A 25,564-nucleotide genomic window follows, 5' to 3' on the forward strand; every position below is an offset into this window, starting at 1 on the left:
CGGGCCGCATACCCGCGCTACGCGTCCGTGGCGCCCGCGCCTCCCGCCGCGCGCGCCGGCGCGCCGGGGACCCCGACCCCGAGCCCGGCGGCGGCTCCGGCCCCCGGCGACCGCGTCATCGTCGAGTTCAGCGACTACGAGTGCCCGTTCTGCGCGCGCGCCCACGAGCAGCTCGCGCTCCTCCGCGCGGCGAGGCCGGACCTGGAGATCGTCCGCCGGCACTTCCCCCTCGACGCCGCGTGCAACCCCGCCCTGAAGCGCTCCATCCATCCGTCGGCGTGCTCCCTCGCGCGCGCCGCGATCTGCGCCGAGGCGCAGGGCCGCTTCGAGCAGATGGACGACGCGCTGTTCAAGAACCAGCAGGACAAGGCGCCGGTGGCGACCCTCGCGGCTCGCCTCGGGCTCGACCTCCCCGCGTTCGAGGCGTGCCTCGTGTCGCCCGCGACGGAGGCCCGGCTCTCCCGCGACGTCGCGGACGCGATGCGCGCCGGCGTGCGCGCGACGCCGTCGTACGTCGTGGGCGGCAAGGTCTACGCGGGCGAGCTCCCGCGGGAGCTCTGGAGCGCGCCCTCGGCCGCCCAGCCTCGCGCCCGCGCCGCCGAGCGCTGAGGCGCCGAGGGAGCGCGGGACCGGAGCTTCGTGGACGACCGCCGCGCCGAGCGCCCGCCTCGGTGGGCGCGCGTGCGCGATCGGCGGCGGTGTGGGAACAACGGCGCTCCGCGGCGGATTGGAACAGGGGACGACGGTGTCCCCCTGGACTCCCTTGGACGTGCTTCGACGCATCGGTGAGCGGTTGCGCAGCGACACGGTCGTCGCCCGCTACGGGCTCGCCGTCACGCTGGCCACCGCCGCGATCGGGCTCACGCTCGTGCTCTCGCCGGTGTTCCCGCACACGCTGACGGTGCTCGCGCTGGGGGCAGTCGCGGTGAGCACCGCGACCTGCGGCGCGGGCCCCGGGGTGCTCGTCATCGTCCTCGTCGTGGGCTGGTTCACCGCCCTGGTGGCGCCCACGCTCGATCGCGGCGAGGCGCTGCACTTCGTGCTCTTCGCGCTGGTGGGCGCCCTCATCGTCCGCACGAGCGGCTCGGCGCGCGCCTCGCTCCGCGCCGCCGTCGGCCTGCGTCGCGAGGGGGCGCGGCGGGTGCGCGCGCGGCTCGAGTCGCTGCGCGCGGTGACGCGCGCCGTGGACGAGGGCGTGTACGCCATCGGGCGGGACGGCCGCATCACGTACCTGAACGCGGCCGCGGAGCGCATGCTCGGGTACCGGAGCAAGGAGCTCGTCGGCCTCGAGATGAAGGCGGCGCTCCGCTGCAACCGCATCGAGGGGACCTGCTCGGGGAAGACGTGCCGGCTGCTGAACGTGATGGCCACCGGCCAGCCGCACCGCGGCGCCGACGACACGCTCACGCGCAAGGACGGCTCCTGCTTCCCGGTGCGCTACAGCTCCGCGCCCATCACCCGCGGCGGCAGGATCGTCGGCGCCGCCATCGCGTTCCAGGACATCACGGAGGAGCGGCGCGCCGCCAAGCGGGAGCGGTTCCTCGCGATCGCGACCGAGCAGCTCGCGAGCTCGCTCGGCTTCGACGAGACGCTCGCCCGGTCGGCGCGCGTCGCCCTCCCGCACCTCGGCGACTGGTGCGCGGTGGTCCTCGCCGGCGAATGCGGCGCCGCCGGTCGGGTCGCGGTGGAGGCGCTCGATCCGGCGCGCGCGCACGAGGGGTACGAGATCCTGCGCCGCACTCCCGTCGCTCCGCTGGCGGAGGACGGGTTCGGGATCGAGGTCCGGACGAGCGCACCCGAGCTCATCCGCGAGGTGGACAACCTCTCCGACCACGACGGCTCGACGGCTCGCGCACGCGAGGAGCTGCTCCGGAGGGTGGGCGTCCGGTCCTTCATGTCCGTCCCGCTCCGCGCGCGCGACCGGGTGCTCGGGACCATGGACTTCGGCATCGCGGGCTCGAGCAGGCGGTTCGACGCGGAGGATCTCGGCGTCGCCACGGAGCTGGCGCGCCGGTGCGCGCTCGCGATCGACAACGCCCGGCTCTACCAGCAGGCGCAGGACGCCATCCGCGCCCGCGACGACACCCTCGCCATCGTGTCGCACGATCTCAGGAACCCGCTCTCGGCCATCCGGATGGCCGCGAGCGTCGCCGCCGGGAGCACCGCGCCCGGCACCCCCGCCCGGAAGGCTTCCCAGTCCATCGAGCGCGTGTGCAACCGCATGAACCGCCTCATCGGCGATCTCGTCGACCTCGCGTCGATCGACGCGGGGCGGCTCTCGATCCTGCGCACCGCGATCTGCCCGGCGGGGCCCGTGGACGACGCCGTGGACGCGATCCGGCCGCTCGCGGAGCAGCTCGGCGTGCGCCTCGAGCTCGACCTCGCCGTCGACCCGCCGCGCGTGTGGGGCGACCGCGACCGCCTCCAGCAGGTCCTCGTGAACCTGCTCTCGAACGCGGTGAAGGTGAGCGCGCGCGGCGCGTCGGTCCGGCTGCGGTCCCGCGCGCTGCCCGGCACGGTGGTGTTCTCCGTGAGCGACCGCGGACCGGGGATCCCCCTCGAGCACCAGGCGCGCATCTTCGACCGGTACTGGCGCGATCCCTCGGTTCGCTACACGGGCACGGGCCTCGGCCTCTCGATCGCCCGCGGGATCATCGAGGCGCACGGCGGACGGCTGTGGGTCGTCAGCAGGCCCGGCGCCGGAGCGACGCTGCGGTTCACGATCCCGCTGGCGCCCGAAGCCGAGGTCGCGGAGCCGGAGCGCGCTCCCAGGGCGCCGGGCGCCGGCGCAGCCCCGGAGGTCGGAGCGTCGCGGTGGGCGATGGAAGGGGACCGGCGCGGGGCGTGAGACCGACCCTCCCTCCGCGAAGGCCGCGAACCCGTCCTCCGTCCACAGAAGGCTCGGCCCGCTCCGTGAGCCGCCGCAGAATCACGGGGCCCACATGCCCAGCTGCATCCCGGGACGGAGGGGCGCCACGTCAGCGCGCGAGAGCGGCGTCGGCCCTTCGCCCGCGTCGCGGCGGAAGCGATCCATGTGCTCGCGCCCGAAGCTCCTCTCTGCGTGAAGCAGATTGTGGGCTCGGCAGGCGAGCCGAAGGTTGTCGATCGTCGACGGTCCGGCGAGGGCCGCGGGTTGGATGTGATCGAGCTCGAGCTTCCAGCGGCTATTGCAGCGGCAGCCGTCCGGACCGACCCAGGCGCAGCGCCCGCCGTCGCGGCTCCACACCGCGCGGCGCACTATCGCCGGGATCGTGGACCTCGCCACCGCCGGCTTCGCCGCAGTCTGCTTCGTGCCCTGCTTCGCGTCCTCTTTCGCGTCCTTCGTCTTGCGCTGCGGCGTGACCGCGCCCTTGCGCTTGCCGTGCTTGTCGATGGCGCAGCGGATCGCTTCGTGGAGCACCGCCGCGAGGTCGCCGTCCGGGACCTTGTGCGACAGGAGTGACCGGAGCGTCTCGAGGTCCTCCTTACAGGCGCGGCCGAGGGTGACGCGGAGCGACCAGTGGTCGTCCGAGACGGGGAGGGTCTCGGCCCGTCGCTTTGGCTTCTCGAGGGTGGCGTCAGGCGGTGGGAGCCGGCCGGCATTCGGGCTCGGATCGAGGGTCTCCGCAGTTCCGGGCGAGCTCGACGCCTCCGCCCGCTCGGCCCCACCATTGGACGCCGGGAGGGCCAGCGCTGTGCTCGCCGCGGCGGGCGCGCGCTCGGGCAGCGTCCGGAGGCCCGTGCGCGGAGCGGTGCGCGCCTGCACGGACACGACGAGGTGCTCGACCTCGGCCCGGGTCCGATAGGCGGCGCGGGCGAGAAGGTCGTTCAGGTTCTCCTCGGTGAGCACCTGGCCGAGGAGCGCCACGGTGGACAAGCAGAGGCGCCCATCGCGCAGCGGAGCTTCCAGCGTCGGGAACCGGCGCAGCACTCGCATCGCCTGGATGCGCCTTCCGGCGGCGCCCTCGCGCAGGTGGAGCGCCTCGAGGCAGTAGCTCCACAGCGACGAATAGCCGGCCTCCACGAACGCGCGGCGCCGATCGAATTCGTCGAGGTGCAGGAGGAAGTCGACCTGGACGTTTCGTTCCTCTCCGGCGAGCTCGCGCAGGCGCAGGGCGAGGACATTGGACTCGAGAGAAGCGGGGGCGAGCGCGGACATGGGGTTGCACCTCCAGTACACCCTTCGTAACACGCGATTTCCGGAGCTCCGGAGACGCTCCAGGCTCGCGCCTGCGCGGCGTTCTTCGCTTCACCCTCGTCGATGCCTTTCGGCGGTCGGCGCACGTGACACGCGCCAGGCGCGTGCGCGAGAGCGGCCCTTCCGCGCCGACCCGTACGCCCGAGCGCGATCGTGGCGAGATGGCGTCAATGGGAAAGTTTCACCCACCGCAACCGGGACGCTCTCCCTGGGCGCGAGCGACGCTGCGACGTCCTGAGGAACTATCGCTGGCGATAGCGGTCGCTGTAGGTGAACGCTAGCGAGCTCCCGAGACGCTCCGGTCCGTGCGCCCGCACGAGCTGTGGATGCGCGTCGCTCGCATGCACCCGCGCAAATTCACGCCCGCGCCGCGCCCAGCCGGTCACGCCCCGACGTGACGTCCGGCTGCTTCGCCGCCTCTGGCGCGTTCATCGGGGGAGCGGCTCAACCCCAAGCGAGCAACCCCTGTCATCATCAAGGTTCCTCGGGGATCGCCTCGGCCGAGAAGCGGGGCGACGGGCCGCCGAGCAGCACGTACGAGAGCTGCACGGCAGAGTCCGCGTGGAACGTCGCGTCCTGCACCCGCCGGGCGCGACGGGTCACCTCCACGGCGATCGCGCTGGCGCCCACGATGCGCAGCGTCGCCCCCGCGCGCGCCTCGAGCAGGAGCGCCGTCCCGCCCGGCTCGCCCTCGCCCAGCACGAGGTACTGGCGGAGGGTCAGGCCTGCGCGCGCGCGCGTGCCGGCGAGCAGGGCGACGTCGAGCAGCGACTGCGCGCCGGGGCCCATCAGGTAGTCCCGCCCCGTGCCGTCCGGCGCGCGCGCGGATCCGGCGGCGCCGAGCAGCACCGCCCCGCCGTGGAGGTCCGCCTCGAGCGCCCAGTCTCCGCCGAGGTCGGCGCGACCGCTCGCGCCCACCCCGATCGCGCTCGTCGAGACGCGGTACGGTCCGGGCGTGTCGAGATCGAAGGACAGGAAGAGCCCCCACAGCCCGCGCACCGCGCGCGTGGGCTCCAGCACGGCACCGGCGAGGAGCCCGCGGCCGCGCACCGTCGCGTCCGGATCCGCGGAGAAGCCGTACGCCGCCTCGAGCACGAAGTGGTCGAACGGCCGCGCGAGCTCGAGGTCCGGGTCGCCGGGGAGCCCCCACGTGAAGTCGAGGCCCGCCCGCCCGTGCCACGCTTCCTCGCGGTCCGCCCCCGACGCCGCCGACAGGGAGAGCTCCCACCGCGAGGACGGCGCCTCCATGGGCGTGGTCGCGACGTGCAGCCGCCGGTTCACCGCCGACATGGGCGAGAGCACGCTCGCGGCGGCGTCGCGCCAGGCTCCGCCCTCCGCCCGCAGCGCGTCCGAGAAGCGCGTCAGGACCTCCCCGAGCACCATGCCCGCCACGGGGGTCGTGATCTGATCGTTCCTCGCGGGCCGCTCCGTCTCCCCCGCGATCTCCCAGAGCGCGCTCGCCGCGAACGCGTAGGACGCGGACTGCCAGAAGCCGAGCCCCGTGGAGCGCGCCGCGGTGAACGCCCACGTGCCCTGGTACGGATGACCGAACTGGTTCACCCAGAACTGATCGTCGTCGAGCACCCACCGGCTGCGCAGGTTGCGGCCGATCGAGTCGGCGGAGACGTCGCCCCAGGGAGCCGCGCCCACCCAGCGGTTCCAGCTCACCATGACGGCGTGGACGCCGAGCGCCTCGGCGGCGGGGAGCACGAAGCGGCGAGCGCCGTCGCCGGAGCGCTCCGGCCGCTCGAGCCCGGGGGCCGCCGTGATCGACGATGGCGGGAGGAGCTGCAGGTCCGCCTCGCGAGCGGCGTACTCGGCCCGTCGCTCGGATCTCTTCGCGTCCGGAGCGCTGCGGGTCGCGGCGGGCGCGGCGTACTCCACCCGGCGCTCGTGCGGCGGCGCGTCCGCCGCACCGCGGGCCGGGGCGGCGGCGAGGAGGAGGAGCAGGAGGAAGGAGGCCTTCGGCGAGGATCGGCGCGGCGCCATCGAGGGCGCTCCCTGCAAGCGGACGGCCGAGCGGAACGGCCCGTGCAGACGCGCGTGGCGTGCTCCAGGTGTCGGATCTCCGTGCATCGGCCAGGACGCCGCCCCGGGGCGTCCGCGTCGACCTCGGCGCGTCGCGAGCGAACCCGAGGCAGCGACCCGCGGCGCGAACCAGGCCCGGCGGCCGGGCCGGCGCGGCCGCCTGCGCCGCCGCCGCGCTCGTCGCCTCGAGCGGCTGCGCGGCTCACCTGCCGCGCGCGGACGAGCGGGTCCCGTTCCTGGAGCGGTCGTACGTGTCGCTCACGACCGACCGGCGCCAGGCCTTCGAGGCCGATCCCGCCCTGCACCTCGTGCTCTGGAACGGGCTCGAGGACCCGGGCCTGCAGGAGTCGGGCGGGGTCACGACCTCGCTCTCGATGTCGTTCCTGGGGATGTTCCGGCTCCTGCGCGAGGACTCCACGCCCGTCCGCACGCCCACTTACGAGCCGCGCGCCAAGCTCCAGATCTTCGCGGCCGCCCGACCCGAGGACGCGGGGGCGGCACCCCGGGGCCCGCGCACGCTCGCCGCCCTCGAGCTCTCCGTGGGGCACCGCTCCAACGGGCAGCAAGGCTGCGCCCTCACGGATCACCTCCGCACCGGAAAGGGCGACTTCGACTGCGTTCCGCTGACGGATCCGCCGAGCGAGCGGCTCGACCTCTCCGCGGGGAGCTTCACGACGAACTACCTCGGCGCAGCGGTCGGCGGCCTCCGGCAGCTCGGCGCTGGACGCGGCCGGGCGATCCTCTCCGCCCGCTCCTCGGCGGAGTGGAACGTGCCCTGCGGGCTCGGGGCGTGCATGCCCGCGCAGATGCGCCGCCGGTACGGCGCGGTCGTAGGGCGGGCGTCGGCGGAGCTCGAGCTGCCCGCCCTGTGGCACGTGACGCGGGCGCTGCCGCTCGTCGCCGCGCACTCGGAGCTCGGCCTCCGCCTGGGCCTCGCCGGCTCGCGCCACCTCGGCACGGTCGCGCGGCCTGCGTTCGGCGATCTGGCGGCCGAGGTGACCTTGCTGGCTCGCGCGCCGCGGAGCCTGGGCCTCGGACTGTTCCTGCGGCGCCAGCAGGGCCGCGACCCGCTCAACATCCGCTTCGAGGAGCGCCTCGACGCGTGGATGGTCGGGTTCGTGGCGGAGCCGGGGGCGCCATGACGACGCGTGTCCGCGAATCCGACAGGGCTGTTCAGGATTCCGGCAGACTGCGCATCGCCCAGGCGGTGCTCACGAGGGCGGAAGCACTTGTCGCCGGCGACCCGCCTCACCACGGCAGCGGCCGCCCGTCCCTGAAGAACCCGCCCGTCGGGCCATCGTCCGGGAGCGTCGCCGCCCAGACGATCCCGCGCGCGCCCTCGGGGATGGGCCTGCCGCCGGCCCCGCCCATGTCGGTCGCCACCCAGCCCGGACAGACCGCGTTCACGAGGATGCCGGTGCCGGCCAGCTCGGCGGCGAGGACGCGCGTCAGCGCGTTGAGGGCGGCCTTGGAGGTGGAGTAGGCGGGGGTGTCCGAGCCCATCGAGGCGAGCGAGCCTGCCTCGCTCGACACGTTCACGATGCGTCCGCGTCCACGCTCGAGCATGAGCGGCAGGAGCGCCTCGGCGAGGCGCCAGGCGCCGAAGAGGTTCGTCTCGAAGGCCTCGCGGACCACCCGCCAGTCGGGGCTCCAGGCGTGGTCCCCGGTGTCGTAGTGGATTCCGGCGTTGTTGACGAGCACGTCGCAGCGCCCGAAGGCGGCGCGGACCTCCGCGGCGAGCCGGGCCGGGGACTCCGGATCGGCGACGTCGAGGATCGCGGGGTGGAGCGCCTTGCGACCTCGCGCCGCCGCCTCGCCCTTCCGCAGCTCGCGCACGCCCATCACGACGTCGAAGCCGCGGTCGGCGAGCTGCAGGCTCACCTCCAGGCCCAGCCCGCGGTTCGCCCCGCTGACGACCGCGACGGGAGCTTCGGCCATTCGCACCTCCCCTGCTCCTCGTCAGCGGCGGCCGCCCACCTCGTCGAGGTGCTCGAGGAGGTCCGCCGGATCCTCGAACACCCGGTACGCGCCGGCGCGCTCGAGCTCTCCCTCGCCGTAGCCGCCGGACAGCAGGCCGATCCCCAGCGCGCGCGCCCGCTGGGCGGCGAGCATGTCCCAGACCGCATCACCCACCACCGACGCCGAGCCGATGGGAACCCCGAGCCGCTGCGCCGCTGCCAGGAAGAGGTCGGGATCGGGCTTCGCGTGCCTGACCTGGTCCCGCGTGACGATCGGCACGCGCTCCGCGTCGACCCCCAGGGAGGCGATCACCGGTCCGGCCGATTCCATCCGGCCGCTCGTCGCGATCGCCCACGGGATCCGCGCCGCGTCGAGCGCCGCGAGCAGCGCGCGCGCCCCGGGCAGCGGGCGAACGTCGGCGAGCCGCCGCCGGTACGCCTCGCCGTGCAGGCGCTGCAGCCGCTCGATGCGCTCGCCGGACAGCTCCACGCCCGTCTCGCGCAGGAGCATGTTCGTGAACAGCCCGCCGCTCATGCCGATCCGGCGGTGGATCCTCCACACGGAGAGCTCGATCCCCTCCGACTCGAGCGCCTCGCGCCAGGCGAGCACGTGCTGGTAGACGCTGTCGACGAGCGTCCCGTCGAGGTCGAAGAGGAAGGACGTCTGCGGATGGAGCATCGTCGTCTCCGTTCCCGTGCACCGGCCTGCGCCGAAGGCGTCGCGGTCACGCGCCGGCGCGCTCGAACATCCTCAGCTCCCAGCGGTCCGCCGCCTCGTCGTGGCGCAGGAGGTAGACCGCTCCGTCGTCGCCCCGGAGCTTGAAGTAGCGGTGGTCGGGGCCGAGCCAGCGGTCGATGATCTCGACCACCTCGACGTGCCGACCGCCGAGGTCGAGCCTTCGCGGCGCCTCCTCGCCGCGATACCCCGCATGGCTGTCCACCTTCACGTCCATGTCGCGTCCGCGCTCGCGGTCGAGGCGCAGCGGTCGAGCCCCGCGGCGTGCAGCTCCTTCGCCTTTCCGAGGGGGTGATAGAGGAGCACCGTCCCGCGCCGCCGCCTCTTAGCGGGGCCCCGTCTCCGCGCGGCGGTCGGGCCGCTGGAAAAGATCGGAGGACCCCCGCGTCTCCACTTCCGCGGTTGCACGGCTGGAGAGACCCCGGCCTGGCGCCCGGCCGCGCCTCACGGCGCGGGAAGGGCGAGCAGCTCGTGGTCGACGACCTCGCGAAGGTACCGGCTGCCGACGAACCCGACGACGCGGTCCACCTCGCGTCCTCGCTTGAAGAAGATCACGGTGGGCGTGCCCATCACACCGTGACGCGCGGTCGTCCGCCCCGCCTCCGCTGCGTTCAGCTCGGCGACCTTCACGCGCCCCTCGTATGCGCTCGCCAGCTCCATGATGACGGGCTCGAGCCGCTGGCAAGGGCCGCAGCCGGGCGACCAGAAGTCGACCACCACGGGCACGTCGGACCGGAGGACCTCCGCGGCGAAGTTTCCGTCCGTGAGGTGGACCGGCTGCACCTTCGACGCGCTCGGTCCGAAGATCCGCGAGAGCAGTCCCATTCGGTCTCCCTGCCTGTGAAAGCCGCCGGCCCCGTCCCCCGCGCTCGGGCCTACCTCCCCGCTGCGGTGGGACACGACGACGTCGTCGCTTGGGTTCGAGCCCCACGGCGCACCGGCGGTTCGGCCGTCCGAACGGGCGCACGCGAGGTCCGCCGTGTCCTCGAGGGAGACGCGGGCGTCACCGCGTCGATCCGGCGCCCGTCGTTCGACATGGGAGCCGGGGAGGAACGCGCATGTTCAGGAGCACGAAGGCATTCTCGGGGTTCTCGGTGGACGACCTTCAGAAGGCCAGGGAGTTCTACGGGGGGACCCTCGGCCTGGAGGTTCCGCGCCGCAACCCTGGCGCCGCGCACCGAGATGGCGTTGCGCGCTCAACGGCTGCTGGGTGTCGCGGCGGCTGCCGAGGGGAAAATGCGGAGGAGGTCCGCGGCGCTCGACGCTGGCCGGGTCCTTGCTCTCGTACGGCGCCACGAGGGCACGCCGGCCGGAGCCGGCGACTCGCCCACCCCACCCTCCCCCCTCACCGGAGCCCCCATGAGCCAGACCTGGCGCGAGCTGCTGATGACCGACCACGAGACCACCGAGCGCGTCTTCTCGGCGGCCGAGAAGGCCCTCGGGGCGCCGGAGGGCCCGACGCCGGGGCTCGTCGCCAACCTGCGCGAGTACCTCGTCGGCTACGTCGATCGTTGCCACAACCAGAAGGAGGAGCGGACCGTGTTCCCGCTCCTCGAGCGGGCCGGCATGCCGGTCGAGGGAGGCCCGCTCGCGGTGATGCTGGCCGAGCACCGGCAGGCGAAGTCGCTGGTGGAGCGGCTCGACGCCGCCGCCGCCGCGTTCGTGGCGGGCGACCGGGCGCGGCTCGGCGAGCTGCGCGAGGTCTTCGGAGCCTACGCCGCGCTCTGCAAGGACCACTTCTGGAAGGAGAACGACATCCTCTACCCGCTCGCGGCGCGCATGCTGGACGGGGAGACGCAGGCCGGCATCGTCGCGGCCATCGAGGCGGTGGAGGCCGGGCTCGGCCCCGACACGCGCCGGCGCTATCACCGCATGGCCGACGAGATCGTGCGCGCCGTCGAGCTCGAGGACCTCTCGTACGGCCTCGACCGCGACGTCCTCGCCGCGATCCTCAACACGCTGCCGGTCGAGCTGTCGTTCATCGACGAGGAGGACCGGGTCCGCTACTTCAGCCACGAGCGGGGCGAGAAGATCTTCCCGCGCAGCCGCGGCGCCATCGGGACGAACGTCCGCAACTGCCATCCGCAGAAGAGCGTGCACCTCGTGGAGAAGATCCTGGCCGACTTCAAGGCCGGCCGGCGCGAGGTGGCCGAGTTCTGGATCGACATGGGCCCGCGCAAGGTCCACATCCGCTACTGGCCGGTGCGCGACGAGGCGGGCCGCTACCTCGGCTGCCTCGAGACGGTCCAGGACGTGGCCCCGATCCAGCGGCTCACCGGGCAGCGCCGCCTGCTCGAGGAGGCGGCCTGACGCGCGCGGTCCCCGTCGGCCGGGCGCAACCGAGAGGTTGCATCCCGCGGCGCGCGTGGCTACACCTGCAACCTGGAGGTTGCACATGGCCACGACGAGCACGGATCGCATCGAGAAGCAGGTCCTCCTGCGGGCACCCCGCGCGCGGGTCTGGCGAGCGCTCGTCGACCCGCGGGAGTTCGGCAGCTGGTTCGGGGTGAAGCTGGAGACCGGCTTCGCGCCGGGGTCGGTGACGCGCGGGCGGATCACGTACCCCGGCTACGAGCACCTCGTCTTCGAGGCGACCGTGGAGCGGATGGAGCCGGAGCGGCTCCTGTCCTGGCGCTGGCACCCGGCGCCCGTCGACGCGGGGGCGGACTACTCGAAGGAGCCCTCCACGCTCGTGACCTTCACGCTGGAGGAGGCGCCCGAGGGGACCCGGCTCACCGTGGTCGAGTCGGGGTTCGACGAGCTCCCGCTCGCGCGCCGCGCCGAGGCGTTCCGGATGAACGAGGGCGGCTGGGCCGAGCAGATGAAGAACATCGCGTGCCATGTCTCCGGGGCCTAGCGGCGCGGGGCGAGGCGCCGTCCGCGCTGCCGCCGCCCACGCCGCGCCGATGTTCGCGGCGCTCGGCGACGAGACCCGCCTCGCCCTGGTGGCGCGGCTCTGCGCCGCCGGACCGCTCTCCACCGCCCGTCTCGCCGAGGGCGCCGCCATCTCGCGCCAGGCCATCGCGAAGCACCTCGAGGTCCTCGCCGGCGCGGGCCTCGTGCGGCGCGGTGAGGGGGGCCCGGGCCGCGAGCGGCGCTGGGAGATCGAGCCCCGCCGCCTCGACGAGGCGCGCCGCGCGCTCGAGCAGATCTCGCGCCGCTGGGACGACGCGCTCGAGCGGCTGCGGGCGGCGGTGGAGGAGGAGCCCTGAGGCCCTGCGGCCCCTAGCGGGCACCCTCCTTCGAACGCGAGCGGGGCCCGACTGGCTTTCGTGGACACCCGGCGTAAGCCGTGCGACATGGCGGACGTGAGAGATCGGCGCAGCGTGCTGGGCGAGGCCCCGTCGGACGTCGCCCACGTGCCGTCGCGCGGCGCGGAGGCGCGCGCCCGCTCGCGGTCCGCGGCGGCCCCTGCCTCGATGCTCCGCGTCGCGGAGGACGCGTCCGACGCTCCCGCAGGCGCCCCTTCGACACGGCGGCGCGCGCATCGCTTCGCCCTGCTCGCCGTCGTCGTGGTGGCGGCGGCGCTGCGGGTGGCGTGGAACGACGTCACGACGTTCTCGCCCGCCGACGAGACGCACTACCTCGAGACCGCGAGGGCGCTCGCCCCGTCCTTGCTCGAGCGGTACCCCGTGCTCGCGTCGGAGTACCTCTCCCAGCCCGGGGCGTGGAAGTTCCCGAGCTTCCTCCGCTGGGGCTGGTACGGGATCGGGGCGACGATCTGCAAGGCCCAGCCTGACTGCTCCCACCGCAGCCTGGCCTGGCTCTCCACGCTGTCGGGGGTGCTCGTCGTCCTGCTCGCCTACGCGGTCGGTCGGGCTCGCCTCGGCGAGCGCGCGGCCCTGCTCGGCGGCGCGTTCGTCGCCGTGTCGCCGCTGCAGCTCGGGCTCGGGCGTCGCGCCCTGCAGGACGAGCTCGTGTGCGCGACGGTCCTTTTGTCCCTCTGGACCGCCCTGCGCGTGCTCGACGTTCCGCGCGAGGCGCGGGCGTGGGGGCGCTACGCGGCGGCCATCGCGGCCGCCTCCCTCGCCTTCGCCGTGAAGGAGACCTTCGTCCTCTACGCCCCCGCGTTCGTCGCGCTGTGGCTGTTCGCGCGCGAGCGGCGCGGCGGGGGCCGCCCGCTCGACGCCGCGCTCCTGCTCGTCCCGCCGCTCGTGTACTACGCGGGCTACTGCCTGCTCACGCACTCCGCGACCCAGTTCTTCGAGATGGCCCGCGTCGCCGTCGCGTCGCTCGGCTCCGAGTACGCGCGGCAGTACCAGTCCGGGCCGCCCCACCGGTACCTCCTCGACCTCCTCGTGCTCTCGCCGGTGCCCGTGCTGCTCGCCGTCGGCGCCTGCGCGGTGATCGTGTCGTCGCGCGGCCCCGCGGAGCGCGACGCTCGCCACCTCGCGGCGTTCGCCGCCCTGGCGCTCGCGGCGTTCGCGCTCGTGTCGAAGAGCGTTCGCTTCGTCGCGGCCACGGACGTGCTCGCCTCGCTCCTGGCCGCGTGGTTCGTCGTCTCGCTGGCGGAGCGCACGCGGGCGCCGCTCCGGCGGGTCGCCGCGGTCGTCGCGATCGTCGCCGCCTCGAACCTGTGGATCTTCGACCGGGTCTTCGTGCAGGGGCAGGTCGGCGACCCGACGACCTACGAGATCCTCCGCGCGCTCGACGCGATCCCGCGCTGACGGGCGCGGCGAGCGCGAGGGCGCCTCGCCGGCCGCCGCGTCTCCCGGGCTCAGGCGCGGGGGTCGGGAACGGCGCCGACGAGCTCCGCGTCCGGCCGGAAGAAGCCGTACCGGTGGAGCTCGTGCACCCGGTCCGCGAGGTGCGGCTCCTTCCTCAGGATCGCCCCGAGGCGAGCGGGCGCGGGCCGCGGGGTCGGTGTGAGCGCGTCGCGGACGTAGGCGCGGACGTTCACGAGCCCGAAGATCTCACCCCCCGACGCGGACAGCGCGAGCGCGTCGAGCGAACCCGGCGCGAGGAGCGCGGCCACGCGATCGCGCGAGTAGGTCTGGACCGTGACGAGCGGCAGGCGCAGCACGGGGATGCGCTTCAGGTATCCGAGGAGGAGCTCGGCCCACCAGCTCGCGTGCCCGAGCGTGATCCGCCCCAGCTCGTGGCCGATCATGAACGCGAAGACCTCCCGGCGCGTCGCGAGGTCCTGGACCCCGTCGAAGAGCTTCTCCCCGAGGACGATGGCCCGGGTCCCGCGCCGCAGCGCGAGCGCGTCGGAGAGCCCCACGCTCGGCAGCGCCGAGACGTAGAGCGCCGGCGCGGAGATGCCGAGCATCCGGCACTGCCGCTCGAGGATCGCGTGGAGCTCGGGGAGCTGATCGCTCCCGAGCCTGACCGAGTTCAGGTGGATCATCATCCACCGCCCGAGCCGCAGGAGGCCCAGCGCCGGCACGAGCAGCACCGCCAGGACGGCGGCCGCTTGCACCCGCCGGACGAGCCGGGCGGCCTGCGGGTGCGCGGAGAGCCACTCCGGCGCGAGCAGGATGGCGGCTACCGCGCCGGCGACGAGGGCGAGGTTCGCGGCCGCGGAGAGGAGGAGGATGCGGCGCTCATGCGGGTGGCGCACCCGCGACAGGTCGATGACCCGGCCCGGCAGGGCGTCCGCACCCACGGCATCGGCTTCGAGCGTCAAGCCACGGCCATCCTCGCCGTCGATCGTCCCGGAACCTCGCGGCCGCGGCAACGCGACTTCGCGTCACCCCCCCGCGGCGGGCCCCGAGCAACCGATCTCCTCGCAGGGAGCGAGGGTGTCCGCCGCCGTCCAGGCGCTCGGGCGAGGGGTGGCCGCTACCACACCTGCACGCGCGCCGCGCGGTCGAGGTAGAGCGCCTGCCCGGGCTCCACGCCGAACGCGCCGTACCACGGATCGAGGTTGCGCACGGTGAGGGAGCGGTAGCGGCCGGGCGCGTGACCGTCGGTGAGGAGCTGCCGGCGCACCGCAGGCTCGCGCGCCTTCGTCTGCCAGGTCTGCGCGTAACCGACGAAGAACTGCTGCTCGCCGTCGAGCCCGCCCACCCGCGGCGTCGCCGCGCCGCCGAGGGAGGCGCGCCAGGCGTCGTACGCGGCGGCGAGGCCGGCCAGGTCGGCGATGTTCTCGCTGAGCGTGAGCTTCCCGTTGACGGCGGCGTCGGGGAACGGCCGGTAGGCGTCGTACTGGGTGACGAGCTTCTGCGCCGCCGCCTGGAAGCGGGCGAGGTCGGCCTGGGTCCACCAGTTCTCGAGCTTGCCGCGCGCGTCGAAGAGCGCGCCCTGGTCGTCGAAGCTGTGGCTGATCTCGTGGCCGATGGTCGCGCCGATGGAGGCGTACTTCACGGCGGCCGTCGCGCCGCGGTCGTAGAAGGGCGGCTCCATGAAGCCCGCCGGGAAGTTCAGCGCGTTCCGCACCGGGAGGTTCACCGCGTTGACGGTGTGCGGGAGCATGCACCACTCGCCGCGGTCGGGCGCCTTGCCGAGCTTCGCGAGCTGGCGGCGGTACTCGAACAGCTCCGCGCGCTCCACGTCGCCGAGGAGGTCGCCCTTCACGATCTCCAGGCCGCCGTAGTCGATCCAGCGGTCCGGGTACCCCACCCCGACCTCGAGCACCGCCAGCTTCTCCTTCGCGCGCGCCTTCGTGGCGGGCGCCATCCAGTCGAGCGCGTCGATCCGGCGGGCGAACGCCTCGCGTAGGTTCCGCACCATCCCCTGGATCTCCGCCTTCGCCTCGGGGGGGAAGTAGCGCTGCACGTAGATGCGCCCGACCGCCTCGCCGAGGGCTGCGTCCACGACCCCGAGCCCGCGCTTCCAGCGCGCGCGCTGCTGCGGCGTCCCGTTGAGCGCCGTGCCGTAGAACGCGAACGCCTCGTCCGACAGGGCCCTGGAGAGGAGCGGCGCGGCGCGATCGAGGGCGCGGACGGTGAGGTAGTCCTTCCAGGTCGAGAGCGGCTCGCTCTTCACGAGCGCGGCGAGCCCGGTGAGCGCGGTGGGCTGCCAGGCGATGAACCGCTGCTGCCCGTCGAGCGCGGCCGCGCGGAGGAACGCGCCCCAGTCCATCCCGGGGGCCCGCTGCTCGAGGTCGGCCCGCGTCCACGGGTGGTTGCCCTTCTGCACGTCACCCGCCTCCTCGCGCGAGCCGTGCGTCTTCGCGAGCCGGGTCTCGAAGGCCAGCACGCGCTCCGCGCGGTTCCCCGGCTCGGACAGGCCGGCGAGCGCGAAGGTCTTCTCGAGGTGCGCGCGGTACTGGGCCCGGAGCGCCGCGAACCGCGGGGACGCGTCGAGGTAGTAGTCGCGGTCCGGGAGCCCCAGGCCCCCCTGTACCAGGTAGACGGCGTTCCGCGCCGGCTCGTCGAGGTCCTGCTCGACGAAGACGCCCAGCGGGCGCGAGGTCGTGAGGTTCGTGCAGTTGAAGATGTCGACGTCGGCGCGCACGGTCGCGCCGAGCTCGGCGGCGAGCGCGCGCGCGTCGGAGAGCGCCGCGATGCGGGCGAGCGTGGGGCGGAGCGGCTCGAGGCCCTTCGCCTCGAGGCCGGCCTCGTCCATGAAGCTCGCGTAGAGATCACCGATCTTGCGCGCGTCCGTGCCGGCGGGCGCGTCGCCGCGCGCCGCCTCCTCGACGATCCCGCGGTTGCGCGCCTCGACCGTCTCGAAGACGCGCAGGAACGCGCCGGTGCTCGCGCGATCGGGAGGGATCTCGGCGGTGCGCATGAACCCACCGTTCGCGTACTCGTAGAAGTCGTCGCCTGGCTTCACCGAAGGGTTCATCGCGGCCAGCTCGACGCCGTGCGGCCCCGCGGCCGGCGTCTGCGCTTGCGGCGGGGAGCCTGAGGCGGAGGGCTTCTTGCCCGCGCAGGCGGCGAGCGCGGCGACGGAAAGGACCAGGGCAGTGCGCAGGATCACGGGCGGCCTCGGGGTTGGCAGGACCGATCCGGCGAGGTTTTCAGCCGGATCGGGGGCGCATTCTGTCACCGACGGGGCGGCCGCGCGAAGGAGCGACCTCGGCGGTCCCTTCCGTGACGACGGAAGACCGGGTCGAGCTCCCGAGCGGACGCGAACGGCGGTCGCCGCTCACCCCTCTTGCTCGAGTCGGTCCCGCCGCAGCGCCTCGCGGACCGCCCTCACCGACTCGTGGGTCGCGTCGTTGCACGTCTGGCACTTGCAGAGCGGGCAACCGTCCACGTGGACCAGCAGGGCGGCGAACATCCATTCGGCCGCGCCGGCGAGCGTCGCGCGGCGAAACTGCAGATGCGCCGAGAGACCAGCTTTCGTTCGCGCCACCATGTGGAGACGATGGCGCTGCGCCGGCCCGAACTGCGAGGAGGCATCGCGCCGCACCGCATTTCGGGGAGCGAACGCTCGACGGACGGCTCGGCGGCTGCATGCGAGCGCGCATCCCCGGCGCGTCGAGGAGCGTGATCGGCTCGCCGCGGGGGTCCCCATGGCCGTTCGGGCGCGCAGCCCCCGCCTCGGGCGAGCCCGGGTCGCCGGCGATCGCGGAGGCGCCCGTTGACAGCGGAGAGCGGGTTTGCTTCATTATTCAAGTTAGTTCTTGAATAGACGCCCGGAAGCGTCGCACCGCGCCCTCCCTGCGGCGCGGCGTCATCGAGGAGAATGCATGAAGCGGAACAACGTGAACCTCGCCGCCGTGGGCGCGCTCGCGGAGCGCGCGAAGGTCGATCGGGGCGCGGCGAAGCTGACGAAGCGGGTCGAGGGGACGTGGAGCTCCCGCGACGGCTCCCCCCAGTTCTCCGCGACCGTCGCGCACGGTGATCGCGCCTCGTTCCTCCAGGCGGACATGGCGGTACCGTTCGGCGGCGCCGGCCTCGCCCCGGATCCCCTGCAGTACATGCTCTTCGGGCTCGCCGCCTGCTACACGGCCACGCTCGTGATGATCGCCTCCCTGGAGGGCGTGGAGCTCCGGGACGTCAAGACGGTCGCGGAGAACGCCGTGGACACGTCCCGGGTCCTGGGCCTCGGCGAGGCTCCGCTGGTCGAGCGCGTGTCCGTGCGCGTCTCGGTGGCCGCCGACGTCGACGACGCGCGGCTCGCCCGCTGGGCGCAGGCCGCGCGTGAGGGCTGCCCGTTCGCCTTCACCGTCGCGCACGCGGTCCCGCTGGAGACCCGCGTCGAGCGCGCGTGACCGTCGCCTCCACCCTCCCGGATCGAAGAGCCATGAGATTCCTGATCATCCTGAACGACCCGCCCTACGGCACCGAGCGCAGCTACAACGGCTTGCGGCTCGCCGGAAACCTCCTGACGAAGCATGAAGACGTCGAGGTGGACGTCTTCCTCATGGGCGACGCGGTCGCCTGCGCCAAGGCCGGGCAGACGACGCCGAACGGCTACTACAACCTGGAGCGGATGCTGAAGCCGGTGCTGCGGCGCGGACGCGTGCTGCTGTGCGGGAGCTGCATGGACGCCCGCGGCTTGAAGGAGCCCGAGGTGGTCGAGGGGGCGAAGCGCAGCTCCCTCGACGAGCTGACCCAGCTCACCGTGGCGGCGGGCAAGGTCCTCGTGTTCTGAGCGTCCCGCGCCGTCGCGCCACGCCACCGCGACCTTGCGGAGCGGCCCCCGCCTCGCGGGGCCGCTCGCCGCTCACCCGGGCGCTCGAGCGCGGCTACACGGGAGGCGGGTCCTGGGCACGATCCCAGTTGCGGTGCCTCGCGACCGCCTGCAGGAAGGCCTTCGTCCCCGCCTCGACCTTGCCGGCCGGCACGACGATCAGCGCCGGATCGCCCGCGTCGAGCGGCAGGCCCGCCTTCTCGAGGAGCTTCTGACCGGCGCCGAGCACGAGGAGGGTCTTGCAGTGGCGGTACTGATCCTTCACGAACTCGACCGCCTGCCCCAGCGCCGCCAGCGCGGCCGCGGAGGCCTCGCCGTCCGGCACCACCACCGCGTCGAACAGGCAGGAGGGCATGGTCTCGAGCGTCGCGTCGGGATCGAGCGCGTCGCCCGTGGCGCTCTCCACCGGCCCGAGCCGGGCCGCCACCACCCGCGGCACCGCGCCCGCCCGCGTGAGCGCGCGGTGCACGGAGAGCGCGCCCTCGCCGTCTACCCCGGGCGCGACCAGGATGGCGACCTTCCGGCCTGCGACGTCGCCACGGCCGGGGCGCGCGAGGAGGGAGAGCGCCGGCGACCTCGTCACCTCGGGCTTGGCGGCCCTCCCCGACGGCGGCAGCGGGTCCGGCACCTCGATCCCGAGGCCGTCCGCCACCGCCCGGGCGAGCGCGTCGCTCACGTTCGCGAGCTGCGCGACCACGCGCTCCCGCACCGCCGGCGTCTGCACCTTCGTGAGCTCGAACCGGAAGGCCCGCACGATGTGCGCCTGCTCCATCTCGGACTGGCTCTCCCAGAACAGCGTGGCCTGCGTGTAGTGGTCGGCGAACTTCTCGGGCTTGCCGCGCACCTTGTCCTCCGGGGTCGGATCGGGGAACGAGGTGAAGCCCGCCGCGGCGCCGACCTGGAACGGGCAGCCGCCGGCGAGCGAGTTGGGCTCGTACGCCACGCGCCCCCGGTGGATCGCCTGCCGGTGCATCCCATCGCGCTGACCGTTGTGCACCTGCGCCACCGGGGCGTTGATGGGGATCTCGTGGAAGTTCGGCCCGCCCAGGCGCGAGATCTGCGTGTCGACGTACGAGTGGATGCGGCCGGCGAGGAGGGGATCGTTCGAGAAGTCGATCCCGGGCACGACGTGCGCCGCGCAGAAGGCGACCTGCTCCGTCTCGGCGAAGAAGTTGTCCGGGTTCCGGTTCAGCACGAGCCGCCCCACCGGGCGCACGGGCACGAGCTCCTCCGGGACGATCTTGGTCGGGTCGAGGACGTCGAACGAGAACCGGGCGGCCTCCTCCTCCGTGAAGAGCTGGACGCCCAGCTGCCACTCGGGGAACTGCCCCGCCTCGATGGACTCCCACAGGTCCCGGCGGTGGTAGTCGGGATCGGCCCCGTTGATCTTCACGCACTCGTCCCAGTCGAGGGAGTGGGTCCCGCGCACCGGGCTCCAGTGGAACTTCACGAACCGTGACTCGCCCGCGGCGTTGACGAACCGGAACGTGTGCACGCCGAAGCCCTGCATCATGGAGTAGCTCCGCGGCAGCGCGCGGTCGCTCATGACCCAGAGGAGCATGTGCGTCGACTCGGGCATGAGCGACACGAAGTCCCAGAACGTGTCGTGCGCGCTCGCCGCCTGCGGCATGCCGTGGTGAGGCTCGGGCTTCACCGCGTGGACGAAGTCCGGGAACTTGATCGCGTCCTGGATGAAGAACACCGGCATGTTGTTGCCGACCAGATCGAAGTTCCCCTCGTCCGTGTAGAACTTCACGGCGAACCCGCGCACGTCGCGGGCGAGGTCCGCCGAGCCGCGCTCCCCCGCGACCGTCGAGAAGCGCACGAAGACCGGGGTGCGCTTGCCCTCCTCCGCCAGGAACGACGCCCGGGTGACCTCGGTGAGGGCCTCGGTGCACTCGAAGAACCCGTGCGCGGCCGAGCCTCGCGCGTGCACGATGCGCTCGGGGATCCGCTCGTGGTCGAAGTGCGTGATCTTCTCGCGGAGGATGAAGTCCTCCATGAGCGTGGGGCCGCGCAGCCCCGCCTTGAGCGAGCTCTGGTCGTCGGCGATCGGAACGCCCTGGTTGGTGGTGAGTCCCCGGTCGGTGGAGTCCACCCGGACGCGGTCGAGCGGCAGGTTGCCTGGATTGACGCCGAGTCTCTCCTGCGGCTTGCCCCGCCCCACCTTGGCGGACGAGACCGCCTCGCTGAGCGTGCTGCCGGTCGCGGCCACGTCCCCCGGCGGCACGTGCGCGCCCTCCGGCGGATTGCGCGCGAGGGCGCCGTGCTCGGCCTTCTTGTTGGCGTTGAACGGCATGGCGGCGGCGAGCGCGTCGGTCGCGGCCAGCTTCGCGGCGAGCGCGTCGTCCGCTCTGGCAGCGGAGGTTCCTCGCCGTGACCCGCTCACCGTGGAGCGGGCGGACGCCTTGGCGGTGGACTTCTTCGGCGGCGGGGACGGCTTCCTCGGCTTGGCGGCCATGCGCGGTACTCCCGGGTGCGGGTCCCGCTCGGCAGCTGGCGCCCGGGGCCGGGGCGGCGACTGCGCGTGCGGTGTCCTCAACTTCGGTCCGCCACCCCCGCGGCGGTAGCGCCGACGCCACCACGGGCGCGCAGTCGCCGCGGCGGTGTGCCGCGGAGCGGCCCCCGCCGCCACCTCGCCCGGCGAGGCACGGAGCGCAGCTTCGCTTTGCACCTCGGGGAGACAGGCTGCGTCGAGGGCGCGAGCCCGCCTTCGAAGGGGTGTTGGCCACGCCCCCGAGATCTGGCCCGCCGCGGCGGCGCCGTCGGAGGTAGCATCGCGGGAGCGTGCGCCCCCACCCGTTCGAACGTGTCTTCGCTCCCCGCGCCATCGCGGTGTTCGGGGCCGACGGCCAGGAGTCGGCCGGCCATCGCATCCTCCGGAACGTGGTCGCGGGCGGGTTCGCGGGGCCGGTCCACGTCATCGGCGAGCCGGCGGAGTGCCCGGCCGGCGTGCGGCGCTGCGCCTCGCTCGCCGAGGTGGAGGGCGAGATCGACCTCGCCATCGTGGCCTCGCCCGCCGCATCGCTTCCCGAGGTGGTGCGCGCGTGCGCGGCGCGCCGCGTCGGCGGGGCCGTGATCGCTCCCCCGGCGTCGGGCGCGACCGGCCGCGCGGCGCTCGACGCGGGCGCGGTCCGCGCGCTCCTCGCGGAGGCCGCGCGAGGCGGTCTGCGGCTCCTCGGGCCGAACAGCGTCGGCCTCATCCGGCCGGCCGCGCGGCTCAACGCGACCCTCACGAACGGGGGCGCGTCTCCCGGGTCCATCGGGCTCGTCTCGCAGTCCGGCGCGATCTGCGCCACCGCGCTCGACTGGGCGGCGGCGCACCGGGTCGGGTTCTCGGCGGTGGTGTCGCTCGGGGACGCGCTCGACGTCGACTTCGGCGAGGTGCTCGAGTACCTCGCGCTCGACCGCGCCACGAAGAGCATCCTCCTCTACCTCGAGACGATCCGCTCCGCGCGCGCGTTCCTGAGCGGCCTGCGCCTCGCCGCGCGCCTCAAGCCCGTCGTGGTGGTGAAGGCGGGTCGCCACGGCGCGGGGGCGGGCAGCGCGTCGTCGGACGACGCCTTCGACGCCGCGCTCGCGCGCGCCGGCGCCGTGCGGGTCGGCTCGATGGACCAGATGTTCGCCGCCGCGCGGCTCCTCGGGACCCCGCGCCCCGTGAGCGGCAACCGGCTCGCCGTCGTCACGAACGCCCGCGGGCCCGGCCTGCTCGCCGCCGATCGCGCCGCCGAGCTCGGCGTGGTCGTCCCGCCGCTCGCCGACGCGACCTGGCGGGAGCTCGACGCGCTCCTGCCGGCGGCGTGCTCCCGCTCGAACCCGCTCGACCTCCTCGACGACGCCGATCCCGCGCGCTACCGGATCGCGGTGGAGCGCTGCCTCGCCGATCCCGACGTCGACGCGGTGCTCGCCATGCTCGCCCCGCTCGCGCGCGCGCAGCCGGCGGGCGCGGCCGACGCGGTCGTCGCGGCGAGCCAGGGCCGCTCGAAGCCGATCGTGGCCTGCTGGATGGGCGAGGAGCTCGTGCGGAGCGCCCACGCGCGCTTCCTCGAGGCGGGCGTCCCGGACTTCTCCTCGCCGGAGGCGGCGGTGGACGGGTTCGCGCTCCTCGCGAGCCACGCGCGCAACCAGCGCCTGCTCCGGCAGGTGCCCGGCCCGCTCGCCCCCGACGCGATCCCGCACCTCGACCGCGCCCGGGAGATCGTGCAGGCGGCGCTCGCGCGCGGGCGCGACCGGCTCACCGGCGCGGAGCTGCGCCGGCTCCTCGCGGCCATCGGCATCCGCGATCGCGACTCCGCCGGGCAGCGGGTGAGCGGGACCGAGCTGTACGTCGGCGTCGCCCGCGACGCGGTCTTCGGGCCGGTGATCCGCTTCGGCCGGGGGGGACCCTCCGGGCTCGCCGGCGAGGCGGTCGTCGCGCTCCCGCCCCTCGACACGGCCATCATCCAGACCCTCGTGCGGACGAGCCGCATCGCCTCCGTGTTCACCGCCGCCGGCGGGATGACCGCGCGGGAGGTCGCCGCGTTCGAGCGCACGCTCTGGGCGGTGTCCGCGATCGTGAGCGAGCTGCCCGAGCTGCGTGAGCTCGAGATCTCGCCCCTCGTCGTGGCGGACGACGACGTCTACGCGTCCGGCGCGCGGACCTCCATCGCGCCCGCCCTCCCGGAGGCGGGGCGGTACGGGCACATGGCGATCCACCCGTACCCGACGGACGTCGGCGCGCGCTGGCAGCTCCCCGGAGGCGTCACGGTCTCGGTGCGGCCCATCCGGCCGGAGGACGCGGAGATGGAGGCGAGCTTCGTGCGCAACCTCTCCGACAACGCGCGCCACTTCCGCTTCATGATCGCGCTGAAGGAGCTCACCCGGGAGATGCTCATCCGGTTCACGCAGATCGACTACGACCGCGAGCTCGCGCTCGTCGCCCTGGTCGAGCGCGAGGGGAAGGAGACGCAGATCGCGGTGGCGCGCTTCATCAAGGCGGACCCCGAGACCGCCCACGTCGCGATCGTGGTCGCCGACGCGTGGCAGGGGAAGGGGATCGGCGCGCGGCTGCTCCGGATGCTCATCGCGGCGGCGCGCGCGCGGGGGATCCTCCGCCTCGAGGGCGAGGTGCTGCACGAGAACACCACCGCGCTCGAGCTGATGGCGCGGGTGGGGTTCTCGATCCGCCGGGACCCCGAGAGCCCCGACCTCTGCCTCATCGAGATGAGCCTGACGGGCGCGTAGCGATCACCTCAGCTTCGCCTGCAGCTCCGGCAGCGCGGGGAAGAGGTCGGCGACGAGGCCGTAGTCCGCGATCTGGAAGATGGGCGCGTCGGGGTCCTTGTTCACCGCCACGATCACCCGCGACCCCTTCATGCCCGCGAGGTGCTGGATCGCGCCGGAGATGCCGGCCGCCACGTAGAGCTCCGGCGCGACCACCTTCCCGGTCTGCCCGACCTGCCAGTCGTTGGGCACCCACCCGGCGTCGACCGCGGCGCGGGTCGCGCCGACCGCGGCGCCGAGCGCGTCCGCGAGCGCCTCGACCGGCCTGAAGTCGCCCTTCGTGCCGCGGCCGCCCGCGACGATCGTGCGCGCCTCCGTCAGCTCGGGCCGCGCGCTCTTCACCTCCACGAAGCCGAGGTGCCGGGTCCGGAGGCTCGCGGCGTCGACCGCGACCGGCGCCCGCCGGAGCTCGCCCTGCCCTTCCCTCGGCGCCGCCGCGAACTCCGTGGGGCGCACCGTGAACACCTTCACGGGCGTCGTGATCTCCACCTCGGCGAGCACGTTCCCCGCCCACATCGGCCGCCGGAACGTGAGGTCGCTCCCCTCTCCGCCGAACCCGACGACCTCCGTCGCCATGCCGGCCTCGAGCCTCGCCGCGACGCGCGGCAGCACGTCCTTCGCGACGGCGGTGGCGGCGGCGCCGACGAGGGTCGACCCGGTCGCCCGCGCGAGGTCGGCCACGACCGGCGCCCACGCCTCCGCGAGGGGGTGCTCGAGCACGGCCGCGTCCGCGACGTGCACCTCGACGCCGTGCGCGGCGAGCTCCGCCGCGGCCGCGTCGATGCCGCTCCCGAGGAGCGCGGCGGCGAGCCTGCCCCCGGTCCGCCTCGCCAGCTCGCGCCCGGCCGAGAGCGCGTGGAGGGACGCCTTCCGGAGGTGTCCCGCGTGCTGCTCCGCCACGATGAGCACGTTCGCCATGTGGTCCCCCTAGACCGCCTTCGCCTCGTCGCGGAGCTTCCGGACGAGCTCGTCCACGTCCGCGACCTTCACGCCGCCCTTGCGGGCGGGCGGCGCCGCGAGCTTCCTCACGGCCACCTTCGGCGTGAGGTCCACGCCGAGCGAGGCGGCCGGGATCTCGCGGATCTCCTTCTTCTTCGCCTTCATGATCCCCGGGAGCGACGCGAACCGCGGCTTGTTGAGCCTGAGGTCCGTCGTGACGACCGCCGGGAGCCGGACCTCCAGCGTCTCGACGCCCCCGTCGACCTCGCGCACGACGGTCACGCGCGTCCCGTCGGCGGACACGGCGAGGCCGGGCAGCCGCTTCTGCTCCGCCTCGCTCTCCAGGCTGTCGTGCTTGGAGGCGAAGGTCGCCTGCCCCAGCCCGAGCCGCTCCGCGAGGTACTGGCCGGCCTGGTTCTGGTCGTCGTCGATGGACTGCTTCCCCAGGATGGCGAGGTCGGGCTTCTCCTGCTCGAACACCTTCGCGAGGAGGGCGGACACGACGACCGGGTCGAGGGGGCCGTCGTGCCGGACGTGGATCCCGCGGTCCGCCCCCATCGCGAGCGCGGCGCGGAGCTCGGTCACCGCCCGCGCCCCGCCGATGGAGACGACGACGACCTCGCCCCCGTGCTGCTCCTCGAGCCGCAGCGCCTCCTCGACGGCGATCTCGTCGAAGGGGTTCAGCTTGTAGTTCACGCCCTCGGTCACGATCCCCGTGCCGTCCGGCTTGACCTGGATCCGTGACTCCGGATCCTCGACGCGCTTCGCGGTGACCAGCAGCTTCAGCGGCATGCCGTCCCTCCCTCGCTCCTTTCGACTCTACGCAGCCGCGGACGGCGGGCGCGATGCCCGGCGCGCCGCGCCGGCTGGCGGTTTTTGCCAGTCGGCGCAGGGGCGCTGTACCATCGGGGCCCCCGAACCGGCCCGAGAGCG

Annotated in this window: 22 protein-coding genes; 10 read left to right on the forward strand and 12 right to left on the reverse strand. The window is 74.1% G+C overall.

The annotated features are described in order from the left end of the window. Together MNZ39_RS00005 and MNZ39_RS00010 are read left to right on the forward strand one after the other, a co-directional pair. Positions 1-609 (forward strand): DsbA family protein (locus MNZ39_RS00005; protein WP_242332891.1); only part of this gene is annotated, 609 nt, incomplete at its 5' end. Between the two features lie 160 nt (positions 610-769). Beyond that, on the forward strand, positions 770-2,848 hold the full coding sequence (locus MNZ39_RS00010; protein ID WP_242332892.1) for an ATP-binding protein: 2,079 nt from the start codon (positions 770-772) through the stop codon (positions 2,846-2,848). 81 nt (positions 2,849-2,929) lie between these two features. Here MNZ39_RS00010 and MNZ39_RS00015 read toward each other — a convergent pair whose 3' ends face one another. Together MNZ39_RS00015 and MNZ39_RS00020 are read right to left on the reverse strand one after the other, a co-directional pair. Further along, positions 2,930-4,138, reverse strand: a complete 1,209-nt coding sequence (locus MNZ39_RS00015; RefSeq protein WP_242332893.1) for an HNH endonuclease — start codon at positions 4,136-4,138, stop codon at positions 2,930-2,932. Positions 4,139-4,651: 513 nt separating this feature from the next. After that, the gene (locus MNZ39_RS00020; protein WP_242332894.1) at positions 4,652-6,166 is read right to left on the reverse strand and encodes a DUF3943 domain-containing protein; all 1,515 of its coding nucleotides are present in this window, start codon (positions 6,164-6,166) and stop codon (positions 4,652-4,654) included. Positions 6,167-6,225: 59 nt separating this feature from the next. Between MNZ39_RS00020 and MNZ39_RS00025 the strand changes: the two genes are divergently transcribed. Continuing rightward, entirely contained in the window at positions 6,226-7,347 is a 1,122-nt protein-coding gene (locus MNZ39_RS00025) for a hypothetical protein (protein ID WP_242332895.1), read from the forward strand. Between the two features lie 106 nt (positions 7,348-7,453). Here MNZ39_RS00025 and MNZ39_RS00030 read toward each other — a convergent pair whose 3' ends face one another. The 4 genes from MNZ39_RS00030 to MNZ39_RS00045 form a co-directional block, all read right to left on the reverse strand. Further along, entirely contained in the window at positions 7,454-8,143 is a 690-nt protein-coding gene (locus tag MNZ39_RS00030) for an SDR family oxidoreductase (RefSeq protein WP_242332896.1), read from the reverse strand. A 21-nt stretch (positions 8,144-8,164) separates the two neighbouring features. After that, positions 8,165-8,842 (reverse strand): HAD family hydrolase, encoded by a 678-nt coding sequence (locus MNZ39_RS00035; protein ID WP_242332898.1) that lies wholly within the window; start codon positions 8,840-8,842, stop codon positions 8,165-8,167. 46 nt (positions 8,843-8,888) lie between these two features. Then, the gene (locus tag MNZ39_RS00040) at positions 8,889-9,116 is read right to left on the reverse strand and encodes a hypothetical protein (protein WP_242332900.1); all 228 of its coding nucleotides are present in this window, start codon (positions 9,114-9,116) and stop codon (positions 8,889-8,891) included. 227 nt (positions 9,117-9,343) lie between these two features. Next, complete coding sequence (locus MNZ39_RS00045; protein WP_242332902.1) at positions 9,344-9,724, reverse strand: co-chaperone YbbN; 381 nt, start codon at positions 9,722-9,724, stop codon at positions 9,344-9,346. 534 nt (positions 9,725-10,258) lie between these two features. On the opposite strand from MNZ39_RS00045, the gene MNZ39_RS00050 reads away from it, so the two are divergent. From MNZ39_RS00050 to MNZ39_RS00065, 4 genes are all read left to right on the forward strand, one after another. Beyond that, positions 10,259-11,209 (forward strand): PAS domain-containing protein, encoded by a 951-nt coding sequence (locus MNZ39_RS00050; RefSeq protein WP_242332904.1) that lies wholly within the window; start codon positions 10,259-10,261, stop codon positions 11,207-11,209. An 85-nt stretch (positions 11,210-11,294) separates the two neighbouring features. Continuing rightward, the gene (locus tag MNZ39_RS00055) at positions 11,295-11,756 is read left to right on the forward strand and encodes an SRPBCC family protein (RefSeq protein ID WP_242332906.1); all 462 of its coding nucleotides are present in this window, start codon (positions 11,295-11,297) and stop codon (positions 11,754-11,756) included. After that, the gene (locus MNZ39_RS00060) at positions 11,740-12,111 is read left to right on the forward strand and encodes a helix-turn-helix transcriptional regulator (protein WP_242332908.1); all 372 of its coding nucleotides are present in this window, start codon (positions 11,740-11,742) and stop codon (positions 12,109-12,111) included. The genes MNZ39_RS00055 and MNZ39_RS00060 overlap by 17 nt, the downstream gene beginning before the upstream one ends. 87 nt (positions 12,112-12,198) lie before the next feature. Next, a complete protein-coding gene (locus tag MNZ39_RS00065) occupies positions 12,199-13,566 on the forward strand; it encodes a glycosyltransferase family 39 protein (protein WP_242332910.1) in 1,368 nt (455 codons plus the stop codon). Positions 13,567-13,616: 50 nt separating this feature from the next. Here the strand turns inward: MNZ39_RS00065 and MNZ39_RS00070 are convergent, their stop codons facing one another. The 3 genes from MNZ39_RS00070 to MNZ39_RS24110 form a co-directional block, all read right to left on the reverse strand. Further along, positions 13,617-14,528 (reverse strand): hypothetical protein, encoded by a 912-nt coding sequence (locus MNZ39_RS00070; RefSeq protein WP_242332912.1) that lies wholly within the window; start codon positions 14,526-14,528, stop codon positions 13,617-13,619. A gap of 155 nt (positions 14,529-14,683) precedes the next feature. Then, positions 14,684-16,768, reverse strand: coding sequence for a M13 family metallopeptidase (locus tag MNZ39_RS00075; RefSeq protein WP_242332914.1), 2,085 nt, complete (start codon positions 16,766-16,768; stop codon positions 14,684-14,686). 168 nt (positions 16,769-16,936) lie between these two features. Then, complete coding sequence (locus MNZ39_RS24110; RefSeq protein ID WP_255821288.1) at positions 16,937-17,071, reverse strand: hypothetical protein; 135 nt, start codon at positions 17,069-17,071, stop codon at positions 16,937-16,939. A gap of 412 nt (positions 17,072-17,483) precedes the next feature. Here MNZ39_RS24110 and MNZ39_RS00080 point away from each other — a divergent pair, with 412 nt between their 5' ends. Continuing rightward, positions 17,484-18,008, forward strand: coding sequence for an OsmC family protein (locus MNZ39_RS00080; RefSeq protein WP_242332916.1), 525 nt, complete (start codon positions 17,484-17,486; stop codon positions 18,006-18,008). A gap of 32 nt (positions 18,009-18,040) precedes the next feature. Continuing rightward, complete coding sequence (locus MNZ39_RS00085; RefSeq protein ID WP_242332918.1) at positions 18,041-18,391, forward strand: DsrE/DsrF/TusD sulfur relay family protein; 351 nt, start codon at positions 18,041-18,043, stop codon at positions 18,389-18,391. A gap of 94 nt (positions 18,392-18,485) precedes the next feature. Here the strand turns inward: MNZ39_RS00085 and MNZ39_RS00090 are convergent, their stop codons facing one another. Next, a complete protein-coding gene (locus tag MNZ39_RS00090) occupies positions 18,486-20,891 on the reverse strand; it encodes a catalase (RefSeq protein WP_242332919.1) in 2,406 nt (801 codons plus the stop codon). Positions 20,892-21,217: 326 nt separating this feature from the next. Here MNZ39_RS00090 and MNZ39_RS00095 point away from each other — a divergent pair, with 326 nt between their 5' ends. Next, positions 21,218-23,653 (forward strand): GNAT family N-acetyltransferase, encoded by a 2,436-nt coding sequence (locus MNZ39_RS00095; RefSeq protein ID WP_242332920.1) that lies wholly within the window; start codon positions 21,218-21,220, stop codon positions 23,651-23,653. Positions 23,654-23,656: 3 nt separating this feature from the next. Here MNZ39_RS00095 and MNZ39_RS00100 read toward each other — a convergent pair whose 3' ends face one another. Next, entirely contained in the window at positions 23,657-24,610 is a 954-nt protein-coding gene (locus MNZ39_RS00100; protein WP_242332921.1) for an electron transfer flavoprotein subunit alpha/FixB family protein, read from the reverse strand. A 9-nt stretch (positions 24,611-24,619) separates the two neighbouring features. After that, on the reverse strand, positions 24,620-25,417 hold the full coding sequence (locus MNZ39_RS00105; protein ID WP_242333166.1) for an electron transfer flavoprotein subunit beta/FixA family protein: 798 nt from the start codon (positions 25,415-25,417) through the stop codon (positions 24,620-24,622). Positions 25,418-25,564 lie beyond the last annotated feature (147 nt).

The organism is Anaeromyxobacter sp. SG66, from assembly GCF_022690805.1.
Classification (GTDB): domain Bacteria; phylum Myxococcota; class Myxococcia; order Myxococcales; family Anaeromyxobacteraceae; genus Anaeromyxobacter; species Anaeromyxobacter soli.